This is a genomic window from Corynebacterium sp. ACRPE, assembly GCF_022347435.1.
GTDB lineage: Bacteria > Actinomycetota > Actinomycetes > Mycobacteriales > Mycobacteriaceae > Corynebacterium > Corynebacterium tuberculostearicum_D.
In genome coordinates, this window is the sequence record NZ_JAKRNA010000008.1 from 41,772 (window position 1) to 65,795 (window position 24,024).

Here is a 24,024-nt window from a genome sequence, read left to right on the forward strand (position 1 = left end):
TCCTTTCCGTTCGACGCCGAGCCAGTGGGGCGAGAGACTAGTGCTAGCGCGGCGGGGAATCTACAGGGTATCGAGAAAGCCGAGGATATCGCCCACCACCTGCTGTGGGGTCCGGGCATCGGTGCGCACCCGATAATCGGCTACCTCCTGGTAATACGGGCGACGCGCCTCCACGAGGTTGCGGTAGTGCTCGAGGGGATCTGCGGCCGCGAGAACCGGCCGATTGCTATCCCCAGACGTCCGCCGTGCACCTTCTTCAGGGGAAGTATCCAAAAAGATGACGGTATGGCGCTCCAGCAGCCCGCGGGTGGAGTCCGTCAGCACTGCCCCGCCGCCGAGGCTAACGACTCCACCAGTGCGCAGTGCCGCAGCAACGTGCTCGGCTTCAAGCACGCGAAAGTCTGGTTCACCCAGCTCGCTAAAGATTTCCCCGCACGGCTTATTCTTAGCCTGCTCAATAAGGTGATCCGAATCCACCAGTTCGCAGCTCAAGGCGTGGGAAAGGCGGCGGCCAATGGTGGATTTACCCGCACCTGGCGGGCCAACCAAAACAACACGTGGACGGGGCAGGCCCGTAACGGCGGTTGGGGTGGTCATAACTTACTCCTGGTCAAAAGCAAGGCGGTCCGAAACGTATTTATCATACGCGGCGATGGCCGCGGAGGTTTCTTCGAGGCTATCGCCACCGAATTTTTCTAGCACGGCGCGCGCAAGAACGAGGGCAACCATTGCTTCTGCAACGACGCCCGCCGCCGGAACCGCGCACACATCGGAGCGCTGGTGAATGGCAGTAGCTTCAGCGCCGGATTCCATATCAATAGTGCGCAAGGCACGCGGAACGGTAGAAATCGGCTTCATCGCCGCCCGCACGCGCAGCTGCTGACCGTTCGTCATGCCGCCTTCGAGTCCGCCTGCACGGTTGCTAAGGCGGGATACGCCTTCTTCGGTTCGCACCATCTCATCGTGGGCAGCGGAACCGCGACGACGGGCCTCGGCAAAACCATCGCCAATTTCCACGCCCTTGATAGCCTGGATACCCATCAACGCGCTGGCCAATTGGGCATCCAAGCGGTCATCGCCGGAAATATGCGAGCCCAGGCCGATAGGCAGGCCATCGACCACAACCTCAACGATGCCGCCCAAGGTATCGCCCTGCTTCTTTGCGGCCTCAATTTCCGCGATCATGGAGGCTTCAGCCGCCTTATCGCAGGCGCGGACCGGCGAGGCATCGATAGCCTCAATGTCCGCGAACGCTGGCGCAGGCCCCTCATAAGGCTCGGAAGCGCCAATGGAAATCACGTGGGAAAGAACCTCGACGTCCAAGGTCTCGCGCAGGAAGTTACGCGCAACGGTAGCTGCGGCCACTCGCGCCGCCGTCTCACGCGCAGAGGACCGCTCGAGGATGGGGCGTGCTTCACTGTGGCGGTACTTCACCATTCCGGCAAAGTCCGCGTGCCCAGGGCGCGGCCTCGTCAAGGCGGCACCGCGGCCGGAGTTCATCGCCTTGATGGTTTCTTCATCGTCCATATCCAGCGGATCGGCCGACATGATGGTGGTCCACTTGGGCCACTCCGTATTGCCAATCATGATGGCGATGGGACTACCCAAGGTAAGCCCGTGGCGGACTCCACCCAGCACGGTGACCTCATCAGCCTCAAACTTCATACGGGCACCGCGGCCATAGCCTAGGCGGCGCCGGGAAAGCTGATGAGAGATATCGGCGCGGGTAATGGGGACCCCAGCGGGCATGTGCTCCAGCATTGAAATTAGAGCTTGGCCGTGCGATTCACCTGCAGTAGTCCAACGAAGCATGCGGGTATTATCGCACGGCCTGGCCAATCCAGTACCAACTTGGCCCCGCAAAATATTCTTCCACCCCCTCAAAGAGGGTGTGCACATGCGATTACGACCGTTGCCGCTAGCAACATTGCAGGGCCGTGCGGGCTCTTCTTCTGTCCGACACACGCAGACCAGACCAAAGTCAGAAGGGACGCACAGCCGCTTGCCGCTACCACGCCCATAAACCCGGCCACATGTCCCACCAGCATTCCTAGGGGCCAGGCGAGTTTTATGTCGCCTCCACCCACACCTGCACGGGCCAGCCCCAGCACGAGGTACATCCCCGGCCACCACAGCCCACTCCAATTGGCAACGGCAAGCGAGAGCACCGCAGCTGGAAGCGTCAGCCAGTCTGGCAATCGGCGCTGCCGAATATCCCACCAAGACAAGGCTGCTGCCCATAAACAATAGATAAGTCCCCCGAGTATCAACACGGGGATCACTCTAAGGCCCACCGTGAGGAAGCGCTGCGCGCCAATGTCTACATGGCGAAGTCTGCAGCTCCTGCTGCGCGGGGTTACAGCCCGCGCTTGCCGACGTCCCCTTCTACTTAGTCGTCTGCGACCGCCGCTGCAGCTCTTGGTGCAATGCTTTGAGCATCTCTTCCCGCGGCGCAGCCACCCCGGTAAACTGCTCGAACTGGCTAAATGCTTGGTGCGCGAGCATGACATGCCCGCCGACGGTCTTGTACCCATTGGCCGCCGCGCACGTGGTCAGCGGTGTAGTCCAGGGATCATAAATGACGTCCAGCACCGGTGCGTGGGCGAGGTCAAAGACATAGTCTTTCACCGCCGCGGCTGGAACCGTGGACACAATGACATCGACGGCGCGAGCCAGCGCGGATAAGTCCCCGTCGAAACTGACAAAGGAAAGTTCCAGCCCTAGGTTCTGCGCGAGCGGCAACAGTTCGGCGCTACGGTCGGAACGGTTGAGGACCGTAACCTTTTTCACCCCGCGCTCGGAAAGCGCCCACAACGCGGGACGAGCGGTGCCCCCAGCACCAATAAGCAGCGCATGAGCTACTGGGCTATCCCCCAGGAGTTCGGCGAGCGCGCCGCGTACGCCCTCGGTATCGGTATTGTCCGCATACCAACCATCAGCCCTGCGCACCAAGGTATTTGCTGAGCCAATCAGTTGGGCCCGGTCACTTACGGTGTCCGCAAAGCGGAGGGCGGCAAACTTGCCGGGCATGGTCACGGAGAAACCAACAAACTCTGAGTCGCTTGCCGCCACCAATTCCGGCAGCCCCTCCGCCGATGTTTCACAGCGGGTGTAGTCCCAACCGGCCAGTCCGGCGGCCTCGTAGCCAGCATTGTGAAGCACCGGAGACAAGGAGTGCTTGATGGGGCTACCAAGGACCGCCGCACGTGGCATGGTGTTCTACCTCTTTGTGGTTGTCGCGACTCTACTGGGCGGGCTGCTCGGCAGCGGCGTCGCCGTTGCCGGAACCAGCGCCCTCACCTTCGCGCTTGGAGTCAAGCACGCCGGAGCGGATGGCGTCATCGACGCGGCCCAAGTGCTCATCGTAGCTATCGGAGAAGACGGTAGTGCCCTCCTGGTCCACGGTGACGAAGAACTTCCAGTTGCCCTCGGCCGGCTCTTCCATGGCCTTGATTGCATCGTCCGAAGGAGAAGCAATCGGGGTATCCGGTAGGCCCTCCTTCGCATAGGTATTCCACGGGGTCTTCTCCTCACGGGCCTCATCGGTGGTGGCCAGCTCTACGTCTTCCAAGCCGTAGTTCACGGTGGAGTCAAACTCCAGGCGCATTGGCTCGTCCAAGCGGTTGAGGATAACGCGGGCAACCTTGTCGAACTCGCCTGCCGGCGCCTCGCGCTCCACCAAGGAAGCGGAGGTGAGTAGCTCATAAGGGCTCAAGCCGATAGCCTGGGCGCGTTCCTCAATATTGGTCTCGTTGTAGCGCTCGGTGGAACGGGTGATGAGGTCCTTGAGGATATCCTTGGCCTCCATATTGGGGTCCAAGACGTACTGGCCTGGGGCGATAAGGCCCTCAATGCGCTTGGGGTCATTACCGCGCTTGTTGATAGCGTCCAAGGCCCACTCCGGTGCGCCCAGCTCGGATGGGTCGGTTTCCGCCGCAACCTTTTCCAGGTCCTCCTTCTTCAGGCAGTTGCCATCGTTACAGCTGACCTCAGAAATCAGGGAGTAAATGCCGTAGCGAACGTCTCCGCCCACAACCTTGACGTCCTCCAAGGTGGCGCCACCTTGGACCTCGAGCATGTCCACGCGGTTATTCTCATCCAGCAGTGCCTCGACTGCTGCATCCGCGCTCATTTCTTCCTGCAGTCGATAGAAGCCCGGCTGGATTTGGCTTGCGCTGTGGTTCATCGACGCAGCAGAATCGAAAGCGTCTTGCGTCTTCACCACATTCTTCTCTACCAATGCAGGTCCGAGCTCGGACATGGACGAGCCTTCCGGCACTTCCACCAGCTGGGTGGTACCGTTGCCGGTTCCTTCATAATCGGCGGAGGTATTGCCGAGGCGGAATCCGATGTAGATAAGGGCGCCAAGGATAACGATGATCGACGCAATGACAACGGCAATGCCGCGCTGGCGGCGCTTGACGTATTTCGGCTCCATCGATCGGCCGAGGCGTTCTTGGTTACGGCTCACGTGTTTTAGTCTCCTGAGTCTGAAGGCTGGTCTATTGCATCATGGGAACGTAGCGCGCTCACACGCCCATCCAACCAAGTCTGCAATATCTCCACCGCTGCTGCTTGGTCGATGACTTTACGGCCCTTCTTCTCGGACACGCCGGACGCGCGCAGCGCGCTGGTTGCTGCCACGGTAGTCAGACGCTCATCAGCCAAACGTACTGGTGGTGGAACCTTATCTATACTTGCATCTCGATTCAACCGACGGCGGATCCGAAACGCAATTTCCTTAGCATGTTTTACGCTTTTTGAGCCATTTCCCTGCAGGTCCCGTGGCAGACCTACGATGACCTCAACTGCGTCGTAGGAATCAATGAGTTCTAGGATGCGGTCAATATCGCCCTTATCGCGGTCCTTGAACCCAGTTTCCCGGTGCACGGTCTCCACTGGGGTGGCAAGCGTGGCTTCCCTATTGGACACTGCCACGCCAATGCGCACGGTGCCGACATCGAGTGCGAGCCGGCGGCCCTGCCCCGGGTCATCAACTCCGGGGGTATCTGGTTCCACTTTTGCCACGGTCGAACTCCTACAGGGACTCGAGCATGTCCTTGACGGCTGCAAAGCCGCGCTCAGCACCGGCCGCAGTAGAACCAGAGCCCTGAGCCATATCCGGCTTACCGCCGCCACGACCGTCGACGTACTGGCCAAACTGCTTGACGATGTCCCCGGACTTCACGCCGCGCCCAACGGCCTTGTCCGTGGCTGCCGCGATGAACGGGAACTTGCCCTTGTCCTCGGCGCCCAAGACGATAACGGCCTCTTCCTCGCGCAGGCGATTGCGCAGATCCGTAGCAACGGTGCGCAGGTCCCCACCTGTGGTGCCTTCCGGCAAGGTCAGCGCAATGACCTTGAAGCCATTGACATCCTTAGCGGCGCCGACGAACTCGGAGGCACGCGCAGCCAGTTGCTGCTTGCGAAGGGTTTCAATTTCCTTCTCCGCTGTCTTGAGCTTTTCAGACAGCTGCGCGATGCGCTCCGGCAAATCCTCGGTCTGCACCTTGAGCTCGCGCGAGACGCCTTCTACCAAGGCGGTCTCCTTGGAGTAGTAACGGAAAGCATCCAAACCGGAGTAGGCCTCGATGCGGCGAGCACCAGAGCCGACAGAAGATTCACCCAGAACGGACACGGGGCCGATTTCGGAGGAGGAACCAACGTGGGTACCGCCACAGAGCTCGATGGAGAACGGTCCGCCGATTTCTACTACGCGGACCTCCTTGCCGTAGTTCTCACCGAATAGTGCCATAGCGCCCATGGCCTTGGCCTCCTCCAGGGAGGTCTCGATGGTGTTGACGGCAAAGTTGGAGTCGATCGCCTGGTTGGTAATCAAAGCGATCTCCTCCAGCTGCGCCTGGCTGAGCTGCTCGGTGTAGTTGAAGTCAAAGCGCAGGTAGCCCGGGCGGTTCATGGAGCCGGCCTGCACGGCGGTGGGGCCAAGCACCTGGCGCAGTGCGGCGTGAATGAGGTGGGTGGCGGAGTGCGCCTGGGTGGCACCATGGCGCCACTGCTCGTCGACGGCCGCCTCAACGGACATGCCCAAGTCAAGACCGCCGGCGGTAACCGTAGCCTTGTGTACCCACAGCTTCTTACCGATCTTTTGAACGTCGTTGACCTCCAGCAGTGATTCGCCGGCCATGATGCGGCCGCGGTCTGCCATCTGGCCGCCAGCTTCGGCGTATAGCGGGGTGTGGTCCAAGATGACCTCAACCTGCTCGCCCTCGTGCACCTGGTCGACCTTCTCGCCGCCGCGGACGAGGCCGATCACTCGGGCGTCGGAAGTAAGCTCCTCAAAGCCAGTGAAGACGGTGGGGTTATTGTCCACCCAGTCGCGGTAGAGGGAAAGGTCAGTGTGGCCGTGCTTCTTGGCCTGATTATCGGCCTTGGCGCGGCGGCGCTGCTCGCCCATGGCATCGTTAAAGCCATCCATGTCGACCTCAAGGCCGGCCTCCTGGGCCATCTCCAAGGTCAAGTCGATGGGGAAACCATAGGTATCGTGCAGCTCAAAGGCCTTCTCGCCCGGCAGGACCTTTGCGGTCTTCGCGCGGGAGGTGGACTTGAGCTCTTGGACGGCATCATCGAAGAGGCGGGTGCCGGACTCGAGGGTCTTCAGGAAGGCCTTTTCCTCATTCACGGCAACGCGCAGGATGCGCTCACGGTTGTCTGCAATCTCCGGGTAGGACGGGGTCATGGTGTCCATGACCGTATTCATGAAGCGCTCCATAGTCGCGCCCTTAGCGCCCAGCAGCTTGGCGGAACGGATAATGCGACGCAGCAGACGGCGCAGGATGTACCCGCGGCCCTCGTTGCCCGGGGTCACGCCATCCAGGATGAGCATCATGCCGGTACGGGAGTGGTCAGCTACCACGCGGAAGCGGATATTGTCCTCGTGGGAGGCCTTGTCACCATAGGTGGCGCCGGTAAGCTCCTCAGCTACGTCAATAACTGGGCGCAGCAGGTCCGTTTCATAGACGTTGTCTACGTCCTGCAGAATGCAGGCCACGCGCTCGATGCCCAGGCCGGTATCGATGTTCTTCTTGGGCAGCTCGCCGACGATCTCAAAGTTGCCCTTGCCAATGCCCTCGCCACGCTCATTTTGCATGAAGACCAAGTTCCAGATCTCCATGTAGCGGTTGTCATCGGCAATCGGGCCGCCGTCCTTGCCGTACTCAGGACCGCGGTCATAATAAATCTCAGAGCACGGGCCGCAGGGACCAGGGATACCCATGGACCAGTAGTTGTCCTCCATGCCGAGGCGCTGAATGCGCTCTTCTGGAACTCCGATCTTGTCGCGCCAAATTTCGGCGGCCTCATCATCATCGAGGTAGACCGTAACCCACAAGCGCTCTGGGTCTAGGCCAAAGCCGCCCTCCTCAACGGAGCCGGTAAGCAAGGTCCAGGCGTTGGTAATGGCGCCTTCCTTGAAGTACTGACCAAAGGAGAAGTTTCCGGCCATCTGGAAGAAGGTGTTGTGGCGGGTGGTAATGCCCACCTCATCAATGTCCAAGGTGCGCACGCACTTTTGGATGGAAGTGGCAAGGCCCTTGGCAAAGGGCGGGTTCTGCTGGCCTAGGAAGTAGGGCTTAAACGGAACCATGCCGGCATTAACGAAAAGCAGGTTAGGGTCATCCAGGATCAGCGAGGCGCTTGGTACTGCCTCGTGACCAGAATTGACGAAGTGCTGGGTAAACCGTTCCCGGATCTCATGAGTCTTCACGAGCAACAATCCTAACTGTCTGAGCTTTCATCTTCTATCAAGAAGTTTCTAACCCGCCCAACTCTACCCTTCGCTGCACAGCGATTTCCCATCGGTGGGGATCAGCGCGGCCGGCGAGCGTTTTTGCCTGGACCACGCTTGCCCCGAATAATGCTGCGCAAGCGGCCTATATAGTCATAAACACGCTTCTCAGCCCCGTGATCGGTGGGTTCATAGTAAACCGAACCCTCCAGCTCATCGGGCAGGTACTGCTGCTCTACAACGCCGCGGGGATCATCGTGGGGGTAGACATAGCCCACGGCATTTCCCATCCGCTTGGCGCCCTCATAGTGCCCATCGCGCAGATGCGGTGGCACGTGGCCCACCTTGCCGGCGGCTACATCGGCTTGCGCCTGCGTGATGGCAGAAATGACCGAGGGAGACTTGGGCGCGGTGGCCAGGTGAATGGTGGCTTGCGCGAGCGGGATTCGGGCTTCTGGCATGCCAATGAGCTGAGCGGCCTCGGCCGCCGCCACGGCCACCTGGAGCGCGGTGGGATCGGCCATACCGATGTCCTCGGAGGCGTGCACAATGAGCCGCCGGGCGATAAAGCGCGGGTCCTCCCCGGCCTCCACCATGCGGGCGAGATAATGCAGCGCAGCGTCGACATCGGAGCCGCGAATGGACTTAATGAACGCGGAAACCACGTCATAGTGTTGGTCGCCGTCGCGGTCGTAGCGCACCACCGCCTTATTGACGTTATCCGTGACCGTTTGTGGGGTAATTTCCCCGCCATCGTCAACCGCCTCGGCCGCGGCCTCGAGATAGGTTAACGTGCGCCGCGCATCGCCACCGGCGAGGAGTACCAACTGGTCCAAGGCTTCATCGGTAATCCGAATCTTGCGCTCGCCCAGGCCACGGTCGCTTTCGAGCGCGCGCTTGGCGACGCCCCTTAAGTCATCATCGCTTAGCGAATGCAACTGCAATAGCAGCGAGCGAGACAAAAGCGGTGCGACGACGGAGAAGGAAGGGTTTTCCGTCGTTGCCGCAACGAGCAGTACCGTGCGGTTTTCCACGGCTGCGAGGAGCGCGTCCTGCTGGGTTTTGGAAAATCGGTGCACCTCATCAATAAAGAGCACGGTCCGCCGGCCGTGAATGAGCTCTTGCCGGGCGTGGGTGATGACCTCGCGGACCTGCTTGACGCCCGAATCGAGGGCGGAGAGGCCCACGAAGTTCTGCCCCATCTGGCTGGCGATGAGCGAGGCAATGGTGGTCTTTCCGGTACCCGGTGGCCCGTATAAAATGACGGAGGCCTCTCCTGATCCTTCCACGAGGCGGCGCAATGGCTTGCCGGGGGCCAGAAGGTGGTCTTGCCCTACTACCTCATCCAGGTTTTGGGGACGCATCCGCGCCGCCAGTGGGGACCCAGCGTGGGTGGCGAAAAGGTTCTTCCCCGGCAGCGACGGTGCGCTGTTGTCCGGACTGGGCCCGCCAAATAATGAGTCTTGAGACACTGGAAAGCTACCTCCTATAAGGGTGCGGGCACATCGTGATTGTCTATTCGTCATCCAAGCGGCGCGCAATGGCGCTGCCAAATTCCGCGATGGGCGCGCAGGCGGGGCCATCGCAACGCGCGGCATATCGGGATAGCGCCTCAAAGGTTTCATAGAGGTCGCGGCGCACGAGCAATTCATCTTCCGTGAACGGACCGTGGTTAGCAGGGCGCAAGATGGAGCGCTGCGGATCGTGGACCACTTCGGCTTCACCCCTGGCTAGGGCAACCAGCCCTTCGATACCGCCGGCGTGCATCGTGGTCACGCTCGATAGCGCCCAACCAATGAGCGAGGCCACGATAAGGCCGTGGATTTCTTCCGCATTGGAAAATAGCGGCCACACCTCAGATACGGCACGAGACCAAGCAGAGATGAAAATATCTGCCTCTTCGTCCGTAATCGGCTTGGAGAAGAGGAACTGCGGGAAGCCGGCGATAACGCAGGCTACGTCGAAGCCAACATTGCGGAATCCTGCCCATTCATAGTCCAAGAAGTGCAGGCGCTGGGACACAATGATGTTATCCGGTGAAAGGTCGAAGGGAGTAAAGGCCCGGTCCTTGCCGGATGCCAGGGAGCGTGCGGCTTGACCCGCTAGCTCTCGGAAGCTCGCCGGTGCTTCAAGCCCGGCTTTATCCAGCAAGTCGAGGCCGATGCCAATGGAGCGCTCCAGCGCTTCATCGCGCACGGACTGGTGCGGGGCCAAGTCCGGATTCTTGCGCAGCATCCTATTGAGCAGGGTTTCATAATCTTGCTCGTGGCCCGCGGTTCCAGCGTGCATGTGCCCCAACGCACTGCCCAGCGAGCGCAGCACCCGCACGCGGTCATCATCGGTGGACTGTACAAGGACGTCGGCAAGCGTTTCGCCCTCACCCAAGTCCGTCAACACGATAATGCGCTGCTCCAGATCGTGGGCCAGAAGTACGGGTCCCGGGCGCACGTCCTCAGATAACGCAGTGGTGAATTGATAAGCCACCACCTCGCGCAGCATCGCGGCATCGTCGACGCCATAGCCGGTGACCGGGTTGTACTTAATGACTACCGAGCGGTGCGGCAGGAAGGCTCCGGGGGCAATCCTGGCGCGCAGGACCATTGCATTGCCGGAACCGTCCAAGCGCTCCACGCTCGACATCTCCGGGGTGCCACCAAAACGGCGCGACAGCATCTCCGAGGCGGCCTTGATGACGTCCTCGGGTGACAGCACAGCTTCGTTATCAACCATAGTTCTATCCAGTATGCCCCCTCACACCAAAGCGGGGTCACAAGTTCGCCCGCAGCGAAATTGCCGCGGACTACGATGTGCCCCGCACGGTGCGCCTTAAAGGCTGAGGTTTAAGCCTTCTGCTTACTTCTCCTCAGCGGTTTCACCCGCAGTGGAACCGGCCTTGTCCTGTTCCTTCTTCTTTTCCGGCTTGTAGTCTACGCCGGTCTCCTTACGCTGTGCGGCAGGGATTGCCGCCGGGGCGTCGGTAAGCGGATCCACGCCGCCACCGGACTTCGGGAACGCAATAACGTCGCGGATGGAGTCAAAGCCGCCCAGCAGGGAGACGATGCGGTCCCAGCCGAAGGCAATGCCGCCGTGTGGTGGGGCGCCGTACTGGAAAGCATCGAGCAGGAAGCCGAACTTCTCCTGGGCTTCCTCGTCACCGATTCCCATGACGTCGAAGACGCGCTTCTGCACGTCCTGCTGGTGGATACGGATGGAGCCGCCGCCAATCTCGTTGCCGTTGCAGACAATGTCATAGGCGTATGCCAGCGCCTCGCCCGGGTTCTGGTCAAAGTTGTCCAGGTACTCCGGCTTCGGGGAGGTAAAGGCGTGGTGAACCGCGGTCCACTTGGAGTGGCCCAAAGCGACGTCACCAGAAGCGGTAGCATCAGCGGAAGGCTCAAAGAGCGGAGCGTCTACAACCCAGGTAAAGGCCCAGTCGCCTTCCTTGATAAGGTCCAGCTTCTTGGCAATCTCGCCACGTGCAGCGCCCAACAGGGCACGGGAAGACTTGGTGTCACCGGCGGCAAAGAAGATGGCGTCGCCCGGCTTAGCGCCGACGTGCTCTGCAATGCCCTCGCGCTCGGCGTCGGTAATGTTCTTAGCTACCGGACCGCCCAAGGTGCCGTCCTCGCCCACGGTGATGTAGGCCAGACCCTTGGCGCCACGCTGCTTAGCCCAATCCTGCCAAGCATCAAACTGACGGCGTGGCTGGGAGGCACCGCCTTCCATGACCACGGCGCCGACGTATTCGTTCTGGAAGACGCGGAAAGTGGTGTCCTTGAAGAACTCGGTGCACTCTACAATCTTGATGTCAAAGCGCAGGTCCGGCTTATCGGAACCGTAGTACTTCATCGCATCGGCGTAGGTCATGCGCGGGATCGGAGTCTTGATCTCGTAGCCGATGAGCTTCCACAGCTCGGTGACGATCTCTTCCGCCAAGGCGATGACATCGTCCTGGTCTACAAAGGACATCTCCACGTCCAGCTGGGTAAACTCCGGCTGGCGGTCAGCGCGGAAGTCTTCATCGCGGTAGCAACGCGCGATCTGGTAGTAGCGCTCCATGCCGGAGACCATGAGCAGCTGCTTGAAAAGCTGCGGGGACTGCGGCAGTGCATACCAGGTGCCTGGCTTCAAGCGTGCTGGAACCAGGAAGTCGCGCGCACCCTCCGGGGTGGACCGGGTCAGGGTTGGAGTCTCGATCTCAGCAAAGTCATGCGAATCCAGCACCTTGCGGGCCGCGCGGTTGGCTGCAGAACGCAGGCGCAGCGCCTGTGCCTGGCGCTCGCGGCGCAGGTCCAGGTAGCGGTACTTCAGGCGAGTCTCCTCGCCTACCTCACCAGAGGTGGAAGGATCATCAATTTGGAACGGCAGCGCTGCGGACTTATTCAAAACCTCAAGATCCGCGACATTGACCTCAATTTCACCGGACGGCAGGTTGGGGTTTTCTGAGCCTTCTGGGCGAGGCTCCACGGTACCGGTGACCTTAACGCAATATTCGGAACGCAGGTCATGGGCGCGCTCCGCCACGTCAGATTCACGGAAGACAACCTGGGCGATGCCGGAGCGATCGCGCAGGTCAATGAAGATCACACCACCGTGATCGCGGCGGCGGGAAACCCAACCGGTTAGGGTGACGGTCTCTCCTGCGAGTTCTTTGCGGAGCTCACCTGCTAAGTGGGTACGCAGCACTGTTGTTCAATCCCTTCTGAAAATTGTGTCACTTGCGGGTCCCGCCACGCGTAAACAGCGCGCGCCAAACCAAGCACAAGACTAGGAACGCGCACAATTCTACATCCCTACCGGTACGCGGAGCGCAGTTAGGTGGACGCAAGCTAACCCCGAAGGCCGCAGAAGAGCCACCGTTTCCCTCCTTCGGCCTCTTTGCAACAATCTCCATCCAGTGTATGAGGCGACCATGTGGCACTATTTAGGCATGACTTTTAGATCAGGTGCCGATTTCGGCGGCAAAGAAGCGCGTTCGGGTGGTGGCGGCGGTGGTATCGCCATTGGCGGTGGCGTCGGCTCGATTGTTCTAGTAGGCCTCTTCCTCCTTCTGGGCGGCAATCCCTCAGACTTGGGTTCAATCCTGGGCAGCGAGCAGACCCAATCCGACGGCGCTGCACAAGGCGAAAGCCCCGAATGCGAAACTGCAGAAGATGGCAACACCAAGGATGAATGCCTCGTTGAGTTCACCGGGCGCAGCGTGGATAACGTCTGGTCCAAGGTCTTGCCGGAACAGGCCGATATCCAATACACCGAGCCGGAGCGCGTGGTCTTCCACGGCGGCGTTAATACCGGTTGCGGCGCGGCCTCTTCTTCTACCGGCCCCTTCTACTGCCCACGCGATGAGTCCGCTTATTTCGACACCGCGTTCTTTGATTCCCTGCGCAACTTCGGCGCGGAAAATGCTCCTTTGGCCCGCATGTACATCGTGGCGCACGAGTTCGGCCACCACATTCAAAACCTTGAGGGCACCCTCGGCCTGTCGGACTATGACGACCCAGGCGCCGATTCCAACGCGGTGAAGATCGAGCTCCAGGCTGACTGCTACGCAGGCCTGTGGGCTTCCTACGCCGACAAGGGCGATAACCCCTTGCTCGAGCCGATTACTAAGGAACAGGTCTCAGACGCTGTCGCGGCTGCCCAGGCGGTGGGCGATGACAATATCCAGCGCCGATCCGGCGGCCAGGTCCAGCCCGACTCCTGGACGCACGGTTCCTCCGAGCAGCGTGAGAAGGCATTCCTTGCCGGATATAACTCTGGCAAGATGTCCCAGTGCGACACCCTGGAGCGCGGCGCCTACCGCGGCTAATACTCACAACGTGGCCGTCGCGTAAAGCGGCGGCCATTATGTTCGCAAATAGCCACATTGCTTCTACAAACTCCACATCTTGAGTTCACTTTCCCGACACCTAGGGCCTTTAGTCTGAGCGTGCATTCTCTACATAAGAATTTCCTTTGAGAATCCCCTTAACCACGCTGACAAGCGCGGCCATACCCCTCGTGCACGCTTTCCTGAAAGGTTTTTCCTGTGTCTACCCCTACCACCCAGATGACGGACATTGAGGCCGTCAATGGCAAGGGCAACGACTGGATTTGGCACGCCATCTTTGGCGGCGTCACAGCCGTTACCCTCATCGGTTTTATGATCTGGGGCTACGACTACGTCGATGGCTCTAAGCCCATTCTCCTTGGCACCGCCATTCTCTTCGCCCTTTTCATGGCCTTCAATATTGGCGGCAATGACGTTGCCAATTCTTTCGGTACCTCCGTAGGTGCCGGAACGCTGTCCATGAAGCAGGCCCTCGTTGTCGCCGCCATCTTCGAGGTGTCCGGTGCCATCCTCGCCGGCGGCGAGGTTACCGATACCGTGCGTTCTGGCATTGTCGACCTTGACGCCATTGATGGCCTAGACCCCATGGAGTTCGTCTACATCATGATGGCTTCCCTTCTGGGTGCGGCCATCTGGCTTCTTGTTGCCACCCGTATGGGTTGGCCAGTGTCTACCACCCACTCCATCGTCGGCGGCATCGTCGGCGCCGCACTCACGGTCGGGTTCATCACCGGCAAGGGCGGCTGGGGCATGGTGCAGTGGAGCGGGATTGGCACCATTGCCATCTCGTGGGTGCTCTCCCCTGTCCTCGGCGGTCTCGCCGCTTTCATCCTCTTCAAATGGATTAAGACCTCCATCTTGGTCTACAACGAGGAAGCGGACCAAAAGCTGCGCGAAATCAAGACCCGCCGCGCGGAACTGCGCCAAGAGCACAAGACTCGCTTTGCTCGCCTCAATGAAATCCAGCAAATCAGCTACACCAACGCCATGGCCCGAGACGCCGCCTTGGTGGCAGAAGAAGACTTCGATCCGGAGCAGCTGGAATCTGAGTATTACCGCGATCTGTATAACCTCAACAAGGACATGGATGATGTCAAGGCTCACCGCGCCCTGGAAAGCTGGGTACCGGTACTAGCCGCCATCGGTGCCATCATCATTTCCGCCATGGTGATGTTCAAGGGACTGAAGCACACCGGACTCGATTTCAGCGTCCTTCAGAACCTGTTGGTCATGGGCATGGTTGGCGCAGTGGTGTGGATGGCCGTCTTCATTTTCGCCCGCTCCCTGAAGAAGAAGTCGCTGGCTAAGTCCACCTTCCTTCTCTTTTCTTGGATGCAGGTATTTACCGCTTCCGCCTTCGCCTTCTCCCACGGTTCCAACGACATCGCCAATGCTATTGGCCCTTTCGCTGCGGTGATTGACGTCCTCAAGAGGGGCCAAGTAAGCGATGAAGCTGCCGTGCCCGTTGCCGTCATGATTGCCATGGGCATCGCCCTGATTTCTGGCCTGTGGTTCATCGGCCGCTTCGTGATTCAGACCGTGGGCTCAGGTCTTACCCAAATGCACCCGTCCTCCGGCTTCGCTGCTGAGCTTGCCGCCGCCGCTGTGGTGATGGGTTCATCGATCCTCGGCCTGCCGGTTTCTTCCACCCACATCCTCATCGGCGCCGTGCTGGGCGTAGGCATTGTCAACAAGGCAGCTAATTGGAACCTGATGAAGCCTATCGCTTTGGCGTGGGTCATCACCCTGCCCGCCGCGGCAGTCATCGCTGCCATTACCGTGTCTGTGCTGCGCGTAGTCTTCTAGGGCTAGCTCAGCGCCGCATATCCTCGGCACCCCATTGCATCCGCTAGCCCCACCGGCCATCGAGCCGGGGTTAGCGGACTTTCCATTGGGTGGCTTGGACTAACACCCTGCTTGGCGACGCCCCCTTCTCTACACTGACCCATATGACCGCGCACCGAGCTACTGCATTCCTGGCCGCATTCAACGACATAGAACAACACTTGCGCTCGGCTCTCAACGCTGAGAACTCAGATTCCTTTTGGCGGATAGTAGACAAGGCACGAGACAAACACATGCTTTCTGGCAAGCAAGCCGAGGCACTGAAAGATTTTTCTAACCTTCGCAATGCCATTGCCCACGGGCGTTACTACAAATCAGAGCCCATCGCTGAACCGCACGAAGCAGTGGTCAAGCAAATCTCCGCCCTCCGGGACATAGTGGTTTCCCCACCCGACGCACTCCACGTTTTGCAGCCACAAAAGGTATTTACCTTGACATCTGCCACATCAATCATGGAGGCATTTAACGTCATAAAGGATAAGGACTTCTCCCAAATCCCCATCTACGATGAGGGCGGCTTCACCGCTTTGCTAACCACCAACACTATCGCTCGATGGGTAGCCAGAGACCTCAGCGATAATCACGTGCTCGATGCCGCGGACATCGCGGACATTGTCGAATATCAAGAACCCGGTGATCGCGCTATCTTTCTTGCCCGCACAGTAAGCGTGCAGGAAACGGTGGACGCCCTTTCAGAAACCGACAACCAAGGACATCACCCATGCGCCGCGGTCATCACGGAACACGGCAAGGTCACTGAGAAACCCCTGCGACTAGTTGCGCCGGCCGATCTACCGGCGCTTTTTGATGCCCTAGAATGGGAATAATTCTCCCGCAGTCGGCTTCTCCCGCAGTCGACACTGCGTCTATCTGTACTCCTGTGCACCGCATAGAAAGGCAACCATGCAATTCGGCATCTTCAGTATTGGGGATTTGACCACTGACCCCATCTCAGGAAAGACCCCCACTGAGGCTGAGCGCATCCGCAACCTAACGGAAATTGCGCTTAAAGCCGAAGAGGTTGGCCTTGATGTCTTTGCTACCGGCGAGCACCACAACCCGCCCTTCGTTCCGTCCTCTCCTACAACACACTTGGCGTATATCGCCGCGCAGACGGAGCGCTTGCAGCTATCTACTGCAACCACGCTCATCACTACTAATGACCCGGTAAAGATCGCCGAGGACTATGCATTTTTGCAGCACCTTGCTGAAGGCCGCGTAGACCTCATGCTCGGACGCGGAAATACTGGCCCGGTCTATCCCTGGTTTGGCAAAGACATCCAGCAGGGCATTCCTTTGGCTATTGAGAACTACCACTTGCTGCGCAGGCTGTGGCGCGAGCCGGTTGTTAACTGGCAAGGAAAGTTCCGTGCGGGTTTGGAAGGGTTTACCGCTACTCCGGCACCGCTGGATGGAATTCCGCCCTTTGTCTGGCACGGCTCCATTCGTTCGCCGCAAATAGCTGAACAAGCCGCGTACTACGGCGATGGCTTCTTCCACAACAATATTTTCTGGAATAAGGAACACACCGCTCAGTTGGTGGACCTCTACCGCCGTCGCTTTGCAAGCTATGGCCATGGTCAAGCGGACCAAGCAATCGTCGGACTTGGCGGCCAAGTCTTCATTGGCGAAACCGAACAAGAAGCTAAAGACTTCTTCCGCCCCTACTTCGACAACGCCCCAGTCTATGGCCACGGGCCAAGCCTCGAGGATTTCACGGCGCAGACTCCTTTGACGGTCGGCACCGTGGAACAGGTAATCGAAAAGACCCTCAGCTTTGCAGAATGGGCCGGTGACTACCAGCGCCAGCTATTCCTCATCGATCACGCGGGACTTCCACAAGAAGTAGTTCTCCAACAGATAGAAATCCTGGGCACGCAGGTTGTACCCGAGCTGCGACGCCGCTTTGAGCAGCGCCGTCCGAGCCACGTGCCTTCTGACCCGCCGACGCACGCAAGCTTGCTCTCTGAGCCGAATCCTTCGCACCTTCAGGTCAGCCCAGGAAAGGAAAACTAGTTATGCGCTCCCTCCTCGTTGTCTCAGCTGGCCTTTCGCAGCCGTCTTCCTCTCGCAGGTTGGCGGACATGCTCGCAGAAGCCACCCGCGCCAAAATCTCCGCGCGCGGTGAAGGAGCCGAAATCGATGTCATCGAGGTCCGCGATCTCGCTTTCGAACTCGCTACCGCCATGACCGATCAGACTGCGCAAACACCCCTTTTGGCTAGAGTCAAGCAGCAAGTTGCCGATGCCGATGGACTCATCGCCGTCACCCCTGTATTCCAAGGCAGCTATTCGGGCCTTTTCAAGATGTTCTTTGACACCTTGGAACCCCATGCCCTCGACAACTTACCCACCATCATCGCAGCGACGGCCGGTTCTTCGCGTCACGCCCTCATTTTGGACTACGCGCTCCGCCCGCTATTTAACCAACTGCACGCAAACATCGTGCCAACGGGCGTATTTCAAGCCGCAGAAGACCTAGGCACTCCGGAGGGAGAGCGCATTGCCTCCCGCATTGAGCGCTCTGCCATCCAGCTGGCTGACCAGATCGTTACCCCGCGGGACCGGGTACCAGGAATTGCCGGCGATCTCACTGGGTTGGGAGGCCGCTCCACCGTACGGCTAGCAAAGGAGAACTTCATCCCCCTCGACAAGCTCCTGAATGGGTACGGCAAATAAGCCACAACGCGAGCAGCGCTACGCATAGACAGCGATTGATAGAAGGTGTGACTTTCGCTACCCTGGTCACATAAAATCTGCCTCTACCCTTTGGGTCCAGCTTTACCCCAATAGCGGCACAGCAAGCACCCTATAGCTATCCCTTCAGAAAGGTTCGGCACAGCTTAACTATGACAATTAGCGTCACGGACATCTTCTCCATCGGCATTGGCCCTTCCTCTTCGCACACCGTCGGGCCCATGCGCGCGGCTAAGCAATTCCTCGATTCCCTAGAGAAGCACCCAGCTAAGGTCTATACGGAGTTGCGCGGCTCGCTTTCCGCCACTGGCCGTGGCCACGCTTCCGATCGCGCCGTCATCCTTGGGCTCGCCGGCTGGGATCCGCTAAGCGTGCCTATCGATGCCGAGCCTCACTCGGGCGGCTTTATCCCTAGCGAGGGAACCATTTCTGGTCCCCGGGGCACGGTGGACTATGAGATCGTCTTTGATAATGAACCGCTGCCCCAGCACCCAAATGGCATGATTTTTAGCGCCTGGGATGACAGCGGAAACCTGCTCGCAGAAAAGGAAGAGTACTTTTCTGTCGGCGGCGGCTTTATCCTCTCCCGCGCCGAGCTCGATGCGGAAGTCGCCGAGAGCCATGAGGTTCCCGCCGGCGTAGCCGCAGCCCAGGTAGATGACTCCGTTCCCTATGAGTTCACCACGGGCGAAGAACTGCTCAACCTCTGCGAAGCTCATGACAAAGCAATTTGGGAGCTCGTCCTTGCCAACGAGGAGGCCTTGCACCGCGATGAAGGCGGCGCGGAATACGTTCTGCGCCACCTTGATTTGGTCTGGGACATCATGCGTGAGTGTGTGACTGAGGGTATTTCCACCAAGGGCCTTCTTCCAGGTGGCCTGCGTGTGGCACGCCGTGCCCCGAAGATGTACGCCCAGTTGCTAGAAGACCAGGACGACACCAGCTGCGGTTTCTCCGCCATGGAGTGGGTTAACCTGTACGCCCTAGCGGTTAATGAGCAAAACGCTGCCGGTGGCCGCGTCATTACTGCACCTACCAACGGCGCATGCGGCATCATTCCAGCAGTACTGCATTATGCGCGCGATTTCCGTGCAGACTTCACCCGTTCCACTGCCCGTCGGTACTTATTGACCGCCGGTGCCATCGGCATGATTATCAAGGAGAACGCGTCCATCTCCGGAGCCGAGGTTGGCTGCCAAGGCGAAGTGGGTTCCGCCTCCGCTATGGCCGCCGCAGGCATGGCGGAGCTGCTGGGAGCAGCCCCGGCGCAGGTGGAAAACGCCGCTGAGATTGCTTTGGAGCATAATTTGGGCCTTACCTGCGACCCAGTGGGCGGATTGGTGCAGATTCCGTGCATCGAGCGCAATGCCATTGGCGCGGTAAAGTCCATCAACGCCGCGCGTATGGCCAAAATGGGCGAAGGAACTCACCACGTGACCTTGGACAATGCGGTGCAAACCATGGCTGAAACCGGCCGCGATATGCTCTCCAAATACAAGGAGACCTCCCTGGGCGGATTGGCCAAGACCATGGGCTTTAGCGTTTCGCAGGTGGAGTGCTAAAAAGGATTCCATGCGCGCAGATGCCCTTCACCGCCGCACCGCCATTATTGCCGCGGCCTGCCAGCTCTTTCGTACCCACGGCGATGATGTTGCTTTGGAAAAAGTGGCTACGCAGGCAGGCGTAAGTGTGGCTACGGTCTATCGCAACTTCCCCAACCGCGCGAGCCTTATCCGCGCGTGCGCGGAATATATGGGTGATGCCTTTGCCAAGTTTCAACAGCGCCTCATCGCGGACTTCGAGAACTCTACACATTCTGGGGAAGACTACGTCCGGACCTACGCCACCCATATCCTGACAATGGGACTAAACACGCTCATTCCTGCGTTCGTCCCGCAGGATTTGGATTCCCTTAGCCCTCAGTTAACCGCCCAGCGCGACCTTCTGGAGCGCAACGGGCGACGGTTTATTGAGCTGGGCCAAGAGCAAGGCGAGATTGGCCCCGGCGTCACCCACCTCGAATTCATTGTGGGACTGTTGAGCCTGGCACGACCCCGTGAGGTTGATATCGAGGCCTACCAGCCGGATATTCAGGAAAAGATCATTGATCTCTTTCTAGCGGGCATAAAAATTGGGCACCGCGCCTAAGCGCGATGCCCACCGGCCGCAGAATTTTAGGCCTCGCCGTTGATTTCCCGAGCAAGTACGGACACTAGGTCAGAAACCTTTACGTCGTGCTGCTCATGAGCAGCAAGGTCCTTGAGCGCAACCGTGCCATTTTCTAGCTCCTGCTCCCCCAAGACCAGCGCGAACCGTGCACCGGCGCGGTCGGCGCCCTTCATCGCGCCCTTCAAGCCGCGGTCTCCAAAGGACATATCCGCAGAGATTCCAGCCTTGCGGAGGTCATTGATCAGGGTGGTCATGGTGCGCTTGGCGGCGCTACCCAGTGCAACGCCAAAGACGTCCACGCGGGACTCCACGCCTTCGAGGGTGATGCCCTCAGCCTCCAGCGCCAGCAGGGCGCGGTCGACACCCAGACCGTAGCCGATACCGGATAGGTCTTGACCGCCTAGCTGGGCCATCAGCCCGTCGTAGCGGCCACCGCCACCGATGCCGGACTGCGCGCCGAGTCCGTCATGGACGAACTCGAAGCAGGTCTTGGTGTAGTAGTCCAAGCCGCGGACCATGCGCGGATTAATCTCGTAGGCTACGCCCATATCATCCAGCATGCCGGTGACAGTTTCGAAGTGATCGCGGCATTCGTCATTGAGGTGGTCGAGCATCAAGGGGGCGTCGGCAAGCTGTTCCTGGACTTCCGGGCGCTTGTCATCCAGCACGCGCAAAGGGTTGATCTCTGCACGGTGACGGGTCTCTTCATCCAAGTCGAGCTTAAAGAGGAATTCCTGCAGCTTCTCGCGGTAAGCCGGGCGGCAATTGCGATCGCCCAAGCTGGTGAGCTCGAGGCGGAAGCCGCTAAGCCCCAGCGCGCGGAAGGAACGATCCGCCAAGGCGATGACCTCGGCGTCTAGCGCAGGGTCGTCCACGCCAATAGCCTCTACACCGACCTGCTGTAGCTGGCGGTAGCGGCCAGCCTGGGGGCGCTCATAGCGGAAGAAGGGGCCAAAATAGTTGAGCTTCACGGGCAGCTGGCCGCGGTCCAGGTTGTGCTCGATGACCGAGCGCATCACGCCAGCGGTACCCTCTGGGCGCAAAGTAACGGAACGGTCGCCGCGATCAGCAAAGGTGTACATCTCCTTAGACACCACGTCGGTGGACTCGCCCACGCCACGGGCGAAAAGCGCGGTGTCTTCGAAAATGGGCAGCTCAATGTGCTGGAAGCCGGACAGATGTGCCTGCTCCACCATGGTCTGGCGCACCTTATAGAATGCGGCCGACTGCGGTGGGAAATAGTCTGGGACACCTTTGGGGGCGGACAGGGCTTGGAACTGCTTCTTTTTACTCACGGGTATTACAGTACCTCCCTCAATGTCGCGAAGAAGGGATTGGTCGCCCCCTCCTTACGCATCGTGGTGGTGGGCCCGTGGCCGGGTAGAATGTCAAGGTTATCGGGCAGACTCCACACTGGGCCAGCAAGCGACTTCTGCATGGCATTAGGGTCCGAGTGAGGTAAGTCAGTACGCCCAATGGCCCCGGCGAAGAGCACGTCACCGGTGAGGGCAAAGTCCTCGGCGACAATCATCACGCATCCCGGCGAATGCCCGGGCGCGTGTTTGAGAGCAAAGGTATGACCAATAAGCTCCAGGGTTTCGCCATCATGGAGCTCGCGGAGGTCGGAGATGGGGGTCATATGGGCGGCGTCGAAAAGCTCTTGGGCCTGGGGCGACACTCCTTCGCCGCTATCGAGCATAAACCTGTCAGCAGGGTGGATATAAACAGGGATGTCGAGCTTTTCTGCCAAAGACCCGGCATCTCGGGTGTGGTCAATATGGCCGTGTGTGAGCACGATAGCCTCATAGTCCAAGTCATGCTCGATGACCTTTTCCATCGCATCCATGCCCGGGTCCACTATGAAAGCGCGGCGGCCTTCCGCAATCACATAGGTATTGGTCTGAAACGGACCGGCAGTAAAACCGTAGATTTCCATGCCCACTACCCTAGCTGCCCGAAACAAAAAAGAGCCGGCCTCCCCCATTTTCAGGATGAGTAGAGGCCGGCAGCGCCGAACGGCTTAACGCAAAATATCCCAGACCTTGTCATAATCAAGCTGGGTGACCACGCCAGGAACCATTTGAGTGTGGATGACCTTGTGGTTTTCATCAGCCACCACCACGGAGCGGGCAAGCAAGCCTTCCAAGACGGAATCGCGCACAGTCACGCCGAACTTCTCACCAAAGTCAGAGCGAAATGCGGAGGCGGTGATGACATCATCAATGCCGTCAGCCGCGCAAAAGCGCTTGAGGGTAAAGGGCAAATCGAGAGAAACGGAGAGAAGCTTAGTGTTATCTAGCTGAGAAACCTGCTCATGAAAACGGCGCAGCTGCTCCTGACAGGCAGGGGTTTCAACAGAGGGCAAGATGGAAATAATAAGGCGCGTGCCCGCAAAGGTCTCATTGGTAATCTGACGCAGGTCGGTACCGATGAGTTCAAACTCGGGCAGCGGGTCTCCCACTGGGGGAAGTTCACCAACGGTGGGCGTTGGCGGATCGGTAAAATCTGGTTCAACCATAGAAACCAGCGTACTTATTATTGGGCTTTAGAGCTATTAACTTGCTCAGTTTTCCATGCCAACGCTTTCTCAGCTGTCGGGAACCGCTAGACTCAGTCAGGTTGAATCATGCCACCGATAATCGCTAGAAAGGTTGACTCCCGGTGCCAAATAATCAAAAGCGCGGCGAAGAGGCGCTGAGCAAGCTCGAGCGCGAGCTGAAATCCCGCGAACGCAAGCAGAAGGCACGCCCGCTAGGCGTTGTTGCCGCCTCCCTCGTAGTAATTCTCGCCCTCGTCGGCGGCATCTACTTCTTGTCCACCCGCGAAGGCGACGATGAAAACGTACAGGCTGAAGAGTCTTCCGCAGCTGAGACCTCGCAAGAAACGCCACAGGCGCAGCCCATCGCTGACAAGCGCGCCAAGGCCCTGCCGGATACTGTGACCTGTAAATATGAGGACAACGGGCAAGAGTCCAACGGCGCAAAGAAGCCCAACGGCAAGGATATTTCCACCAAGGGCACCGTCACCGTTTCCTTTGAGACCAACCAGGGCACTATTGAGATGGAAATGGACCGCGCCAAGGCGCCGTGTACCACCAACGCTATTTCTGAGCTAGCCAAGTCGGGCTACTACGACGACACCGTTTGCCACCGCATGACCTCAAGCGGGATCAACGTACTGCAGTGCGGCGACCCAACCGGTTCCGGTTCCGGCGGCCCCGGCTTCAGCTTTGCTGATGAGTACCCCACCGACGAGGTGGAGGAGAAGGACGCACAGAACCCCGTTGTCTACCCGCGCGGTTCCGTCGCCATGGCCAACAGCGGCCCAGACACCAATGGTTCCCAGTTCTTCCTCAACTACGACGATTCTGAGCTGGCCCCGAGCTACACCTACTTCGCCACCATCACCGAAAAGGGCATGAAGACGATGGATAAGATTGCCAAGAACGGCGTCGAAGGCGGCCAGCCAGATGGTAAGCCCGCTAAGGAAGTCAAGATTAAGAAGGCAACCGTCAAGGCTTAGGCGACAGAAAAAGCCCTGCTTGGCGACGCCCCCCTCTTAGCTCCACCGCACCACCCCCTAACGGGGGCGGGTACAAAGCCCCGGCCATTGACCACACATTCCGTGGATGAATGCGCCGGGGCTTATCCTTTCCTTAATTTAAGCTGAGCTCTATTATGAGGGTTAAGCTGCAGAAACAGGAGAACACTAAAATTCCCCCAGATCACAAGAGTCACAGT

21 protein-coding genes are annotated in these 24,024 nt (G+C 59.3%); 8 read left to right on the forward strand and 13 right to left on the reverse strand.

The features are described from left to right. Window positions 1–60: 60 nt before the first annotated feature. The 10 genes from MHY13_RS05760 to aspS form a co-directional block, all read right to left on the reverse strand. Window positions 61–597 carry a shikimate kinase gene (locus MHY13_RS05760; RefSeq protein WP_204608902.1) on the reverse strand — a complete coding sequence of 179 codons (537 nt, stop codon included), beginning with the start codon at window positions 595–597 and terminating at the stop codon, window positions 61–63. A gap of 3 nt (window positions 598–600) precedes the next feature. Next, window positions 601–1,812 (reverse strand): chorismate synthase, encoded by a 1,212-nt coding sequence (gene aroC, locus MHY13_RS05765; protein ID WP_204608899.1) that lies wholly within the window; start codon window positions 1,810–1,812, stop codon window positions 601–603. Between the two features lie 68 nt (window positions 1,813–1,880). Then, a complete protein-coding gene (locus tag MHY13_RS05770) occupies window positions 1,881–2,294 on the reverse strand; it encodes an A24 family peptidase (RefSeq protein WP_239228844.1) in 414 nt (137 codons plus the stop codon). A gap of 91 nt (window positions 2,295–2,385) precedes the next feature. After that, window positions 2,386–3,213, reverse strand: a complete 828-nt coding sequence (locus MHY13_RS05775; RefSeq protein WP_239282281.1) for a shikimate dehydrogenase — start codon at window positions 3,211–3,213, stop codon at window positions 2,386–2,388. A gap of 31 nt (window positions 3,214–3,244) precedes the next feature. Then, the gene (gene mltG, locus MHY13_RS05780) at window positions 3,245–4,438 is read right to left on the reverse strand and encodes an endolytic transglycosylase MltG (RefSeq protein WP_204611433.1); all 1,194 of its coding nucleotides are present in this window, start codon (window positions 4,436–4,438) and stop codon (window positions 3,245–3,247) included. Between the two features lie 38 nt (window positions 4,439–4,476). Further along, the gene (gene ruvX, locus MHY13_RS05785; protein WP_204608884.1) at window positions 4,477–5,028 is read right to left on the reverse strand and encodes a Holliday junction resolvase RuvX; all 552 of its coding nucleotides are present in this window, start codon (window positions 5,026–5,028) and stop codon (window positions 4,477–4,479) included. Window positions 5,029–5,038: 10 nt separating this feature from the next. Next, window positions 5,039–7,723, reverse strand: coding sequence for an alanine--tRNA ligase (alaS, locus tag MHY13_RS05790; RefSeq protein ID WP_239282283.1), 2,685 nt, complete (start codon window positions 7,721–7,723; stop codon window positions 5,039–5,041). A 101-nt stretch (window positions 7,724–7,824) separates the two neighbouring features. Next, the gene (locus MHY13_RS05795) at window positions 7,825–9,216 is read right to left on the reverse strand and encodes a replication-associated recombination protein A (RefSeq protein ID WP_239282285.1); all 1,392 of its coding nucleotides are present in this window, start codon (window positions 9,214–9,216) and stop codon (window positions 7,825–7,827) included. A gap of 43 nt (window positions 9,217–9,259) precedes the next feature. Continuing rightward, on the reverse strand, window positions 9,260–10,474 hold the full coding sequence (locus tag MHY13_RS05800) for a phosphotransferase (protein WP_239282287.1): 1,215 nt from the start codon (window positions 10,472–10,474) through the stop codon (window positions 9,260–9,262). 123 nt (window positions 10,475–10,597) lie between these two features. Then, window positions 10,598–12,430: an aspartate--tRNA ligase gene (gene aspS, locus MHY13_RS05805; RefSeq protein WP_005324953.1), complete on the reverse strand. Its 1,833-nt coding sequence runs from the start codon at window positions 12,428–12,430 to the stop codon at window positions 10,598–10,600. Window positions 12,431–12,674: 244 nt separating this feature from the next. Between aspS and MHY13_RS05810 the strand changes: the two genes are divergently transcribed. The 7 genes from MHY13_RS05810 to MHY13_RS05840 all read left to right on the forward strand — a co-directional run bounded on the left by MHY13_RS05810 (window position 12,675) and on the right by MHY13_RS05840 (window position 20,263). After that, on the forward strand, window positions 12,675–13,553 hold the full coding sequence (locus tag MHY13_RS05810) for a neutral zinc metallopeptidase (protein ID WP_005328496.1): 879 nt from the start codon (window positions 12,675–12,677) through the stop codon (window positions 13,551–13,553). Window positions 13,554–13,793: 240 nt separating this feature from the next. Continuing rightward, on the forward strand, window positions 13,794–15,380 hold the full coding sequence (locus MHY13_RS05815) for an inorganic phosphate transporter (protein WP_239282338.1): 1,587 nt from the start codon (window positions 13,794–13,796) through the stop codon (window positions 15,378–15,380). A 143-nt stretch (window positions 15,381–15,523) separates the two neighbouring features. Next, window positions 15,524–16,246, forward strand: coding sequence for a CBS domain-containing protein (locus MHY13_RS05820; protein WP_239282289.1), 723 nt, complete (start codon window positions 15,524–15,526; stop codon window positions 16,244–16,246). 76 nt (window positions 16,247–16,322) lie between these two features. Next, window positions 16,323–17,435: an LLM class flavin-dependent oxidoreductase gene (locus MHY13_RS05825; RefSeq protein ID WP_239282291.1), complete on the forward strand. Its 1,113-nt coding sequence runs from the start codon at window positions 16,323–16,325 to the stop codon at window positions 17,433–17,435. A 2-nt stretch (window positions 17,436–17,437) separates the two neighbouring features. Further along, on the forward strand, window positions 17,438–18,097 hold the full coding sequence (locus MHY13_RS05830; RefSeq protein WP_239282293.1) for an FMN reductase: 660 nt from the start codon (window positions 17,438–17,440) through the stop codon (window positions 18,095–18,097). Window positions 18,098–18,267: 170 nt separating this feature from the next. Then, window positions 18,268–19,677 carry an L-serine ammonia-lyase gene (locus MHY13_RS05835; RefSeq protein WP_239282295.1) on the forward strand — a complete coding sequence of 470 codons (1,410 nt, stop codon included), beginning with the start codon at window positions 18,268–18,270 and terminating at the stop codon, window positions 19,675–19,677. Window positions 19,678–19,687: 10 nt separating this feature from the next. After that, window positions 19,688–20,263 (forward strand): TetR/AcrR family transcriptional regulator, encoded by a 576-nt coding sequence (locus MHY13_RS05840; protein ID WP_239282297.1) that lies wholly within the window; start codon window positions 19,688–19,690, stop codon window positions 20,261–20,263. A gap of 26 nt (window positions 20,264–20,289) precedes the next feature. Here MHY13_RS05840 and hisS read toward each other — a convergent pair whose 3' ends face one another. From hisS to tpx, 3 genes are all read right to left on the reverse strand, one after another. Beyond that, window positions 20,290–21,579, reverse strand: a complete 1,290-nt coding sequence (hisS, locus tag MHY13_RS05845; RefSeq protein ID WP_239282299.1) for a histidine--tRNA ligase — start codon at window positions 21,577–21,579, stop codon at window positions 20,290–20,292. Between the two features lie 5 nt (window positions 21,580–21,584). Then, window positions 21,585–22,220 (reverse strand): MBL fold metallo-hydrolase, encoded by a 636-nt coding sequence (locus MHY13_RS05850; RefSeq protein WP_239282301.1) that lies wholly within the window; start codon window positions 22,218–22,220, stop codon window positions 21,585–21,587. Between the two features lie 84 nt (window positions 22,221–22,304). Continuing rightward, entirely contained in the window at window positions 22,305–22,802 is a 498-nt protein-coding gene (tpx, locus tag MHY13_RS05855) for a thiol peroxidase (protein WP_239282303.1), read from the reverse strand. A gap of 143 nt (window positions 22,803–22,945) precedes the next feature. Between tpx and MHY13_RS05860 the strand changes: the two genes are divergently transcribed. Then, window positions 22,946–23,806, forward strand: coding sequence for a peptidylprolyl isomerase (locus MHY13_RS05860; protein ID WP_239282305.1), 861 nt, complete (start codon window positions 22,946–22,948; stop codon window positions 23,804–23,806). Window positions 23,807–24,024: the final 218 nt, after the last annotated feature.

Bases quoted from the DNA above. Each gene is read 5' to 3' on its own strand.
- MHY13_RS05760 (WP_204608902.1), bottom strand. From the start codon at position 597: ATGACCACCCCAACCGCCGTTACGGGCCTGCCCCGTCCACGTGTTGTT.
- aroC (WP_204608899.1), bottom strand. From the start codon at position 1,812: ATGCTTCGTTGGACTACTGCAGGTGAATCGCACGGCCAAGCTCTAATT.
- MHY13_RS05775 (WP_239282281.1), bottom strand. From the start codon at position 3,213: ATGCCACGTGCGGCGGTCCTTGGTAGCCCCATCAAGCACTCCTTGTCT.
- mltG (WP_204611433.1), bottom strand. From the start codon at position 4,438: ATGGAGCCGAAATACGTCAAGCGCCGCCAGCGCGGCATTGCCGTTGTC.
- MHY13_RS05800 (WP_239282287.1), bottom strand. From the start codon at position 10,474: ATGGTTGATAACGAAGCTGTGCTGTCACCCGAGGACGTCATCAAGGCC.
- MHY13_RS05810 (WP_005328496.1), top strand. From the start codon at position 12,675: ATGACTTTTAGATCAGGTGCCGATTTCGGCGGCAAAGAAGCGCGTTCG.
- MHY13_RS05815 (WP_239282338.1), top strand. From the start codon at position 13,794: ATGACGGACATTGAGGCCGTCAATGGCAAGGGCAACGACTGGATTTGG.
- MHY13_RS05820 (WP_239282289.1), top strand. From the start codon at position 15,524: ATGACCGCGCACCGAGCTACTGCATTCCTGGCCGCATTCAACGACATA.
- MHY13_RS05825 (WP_239282291.1), top strand. From the start codon at position 16,323: ATGCAATTCGGCATCTTCAGTATTGGGGATTTGACCACTGACCCCATC.
- MHY13_RS05830 (WP_239282293.1), top strand. From the start codon at position 17,438: ATGCGCTCCCTCCTCGTTGTCTCAGCTGGCCTTTCGCAGCCGTCTTCC.
- MHY13_RS05835 (WP_239282295.1), top strand. From the start codon at position 18,268: ATGACAATTAGCGTCACGGACATCTTCTCCATCGGCATTGGCCCTTCC.
- MHY13_RS05840 (WP_239282297.1), top strand. From the start codon at position 19,688: ATGCGCGCAGATGCCCTTCACCGCCGCACCGCCATTATTGCCGCGGCC.
- MHY13_RS05850 (WP_239282301.1), bottom strand. From the start codon at position 22,220: ATGGAAATCTACGGTTTTACTGCCGGTCCGTTTCAGACCAATACCTAT.
- tpx (WP_239282303.1), bottom strand. From the start codon at position 22,802: ATGGTTGAACCAGATTTTACCGATCCGCCAACGCCCACCGTTGGTGAA.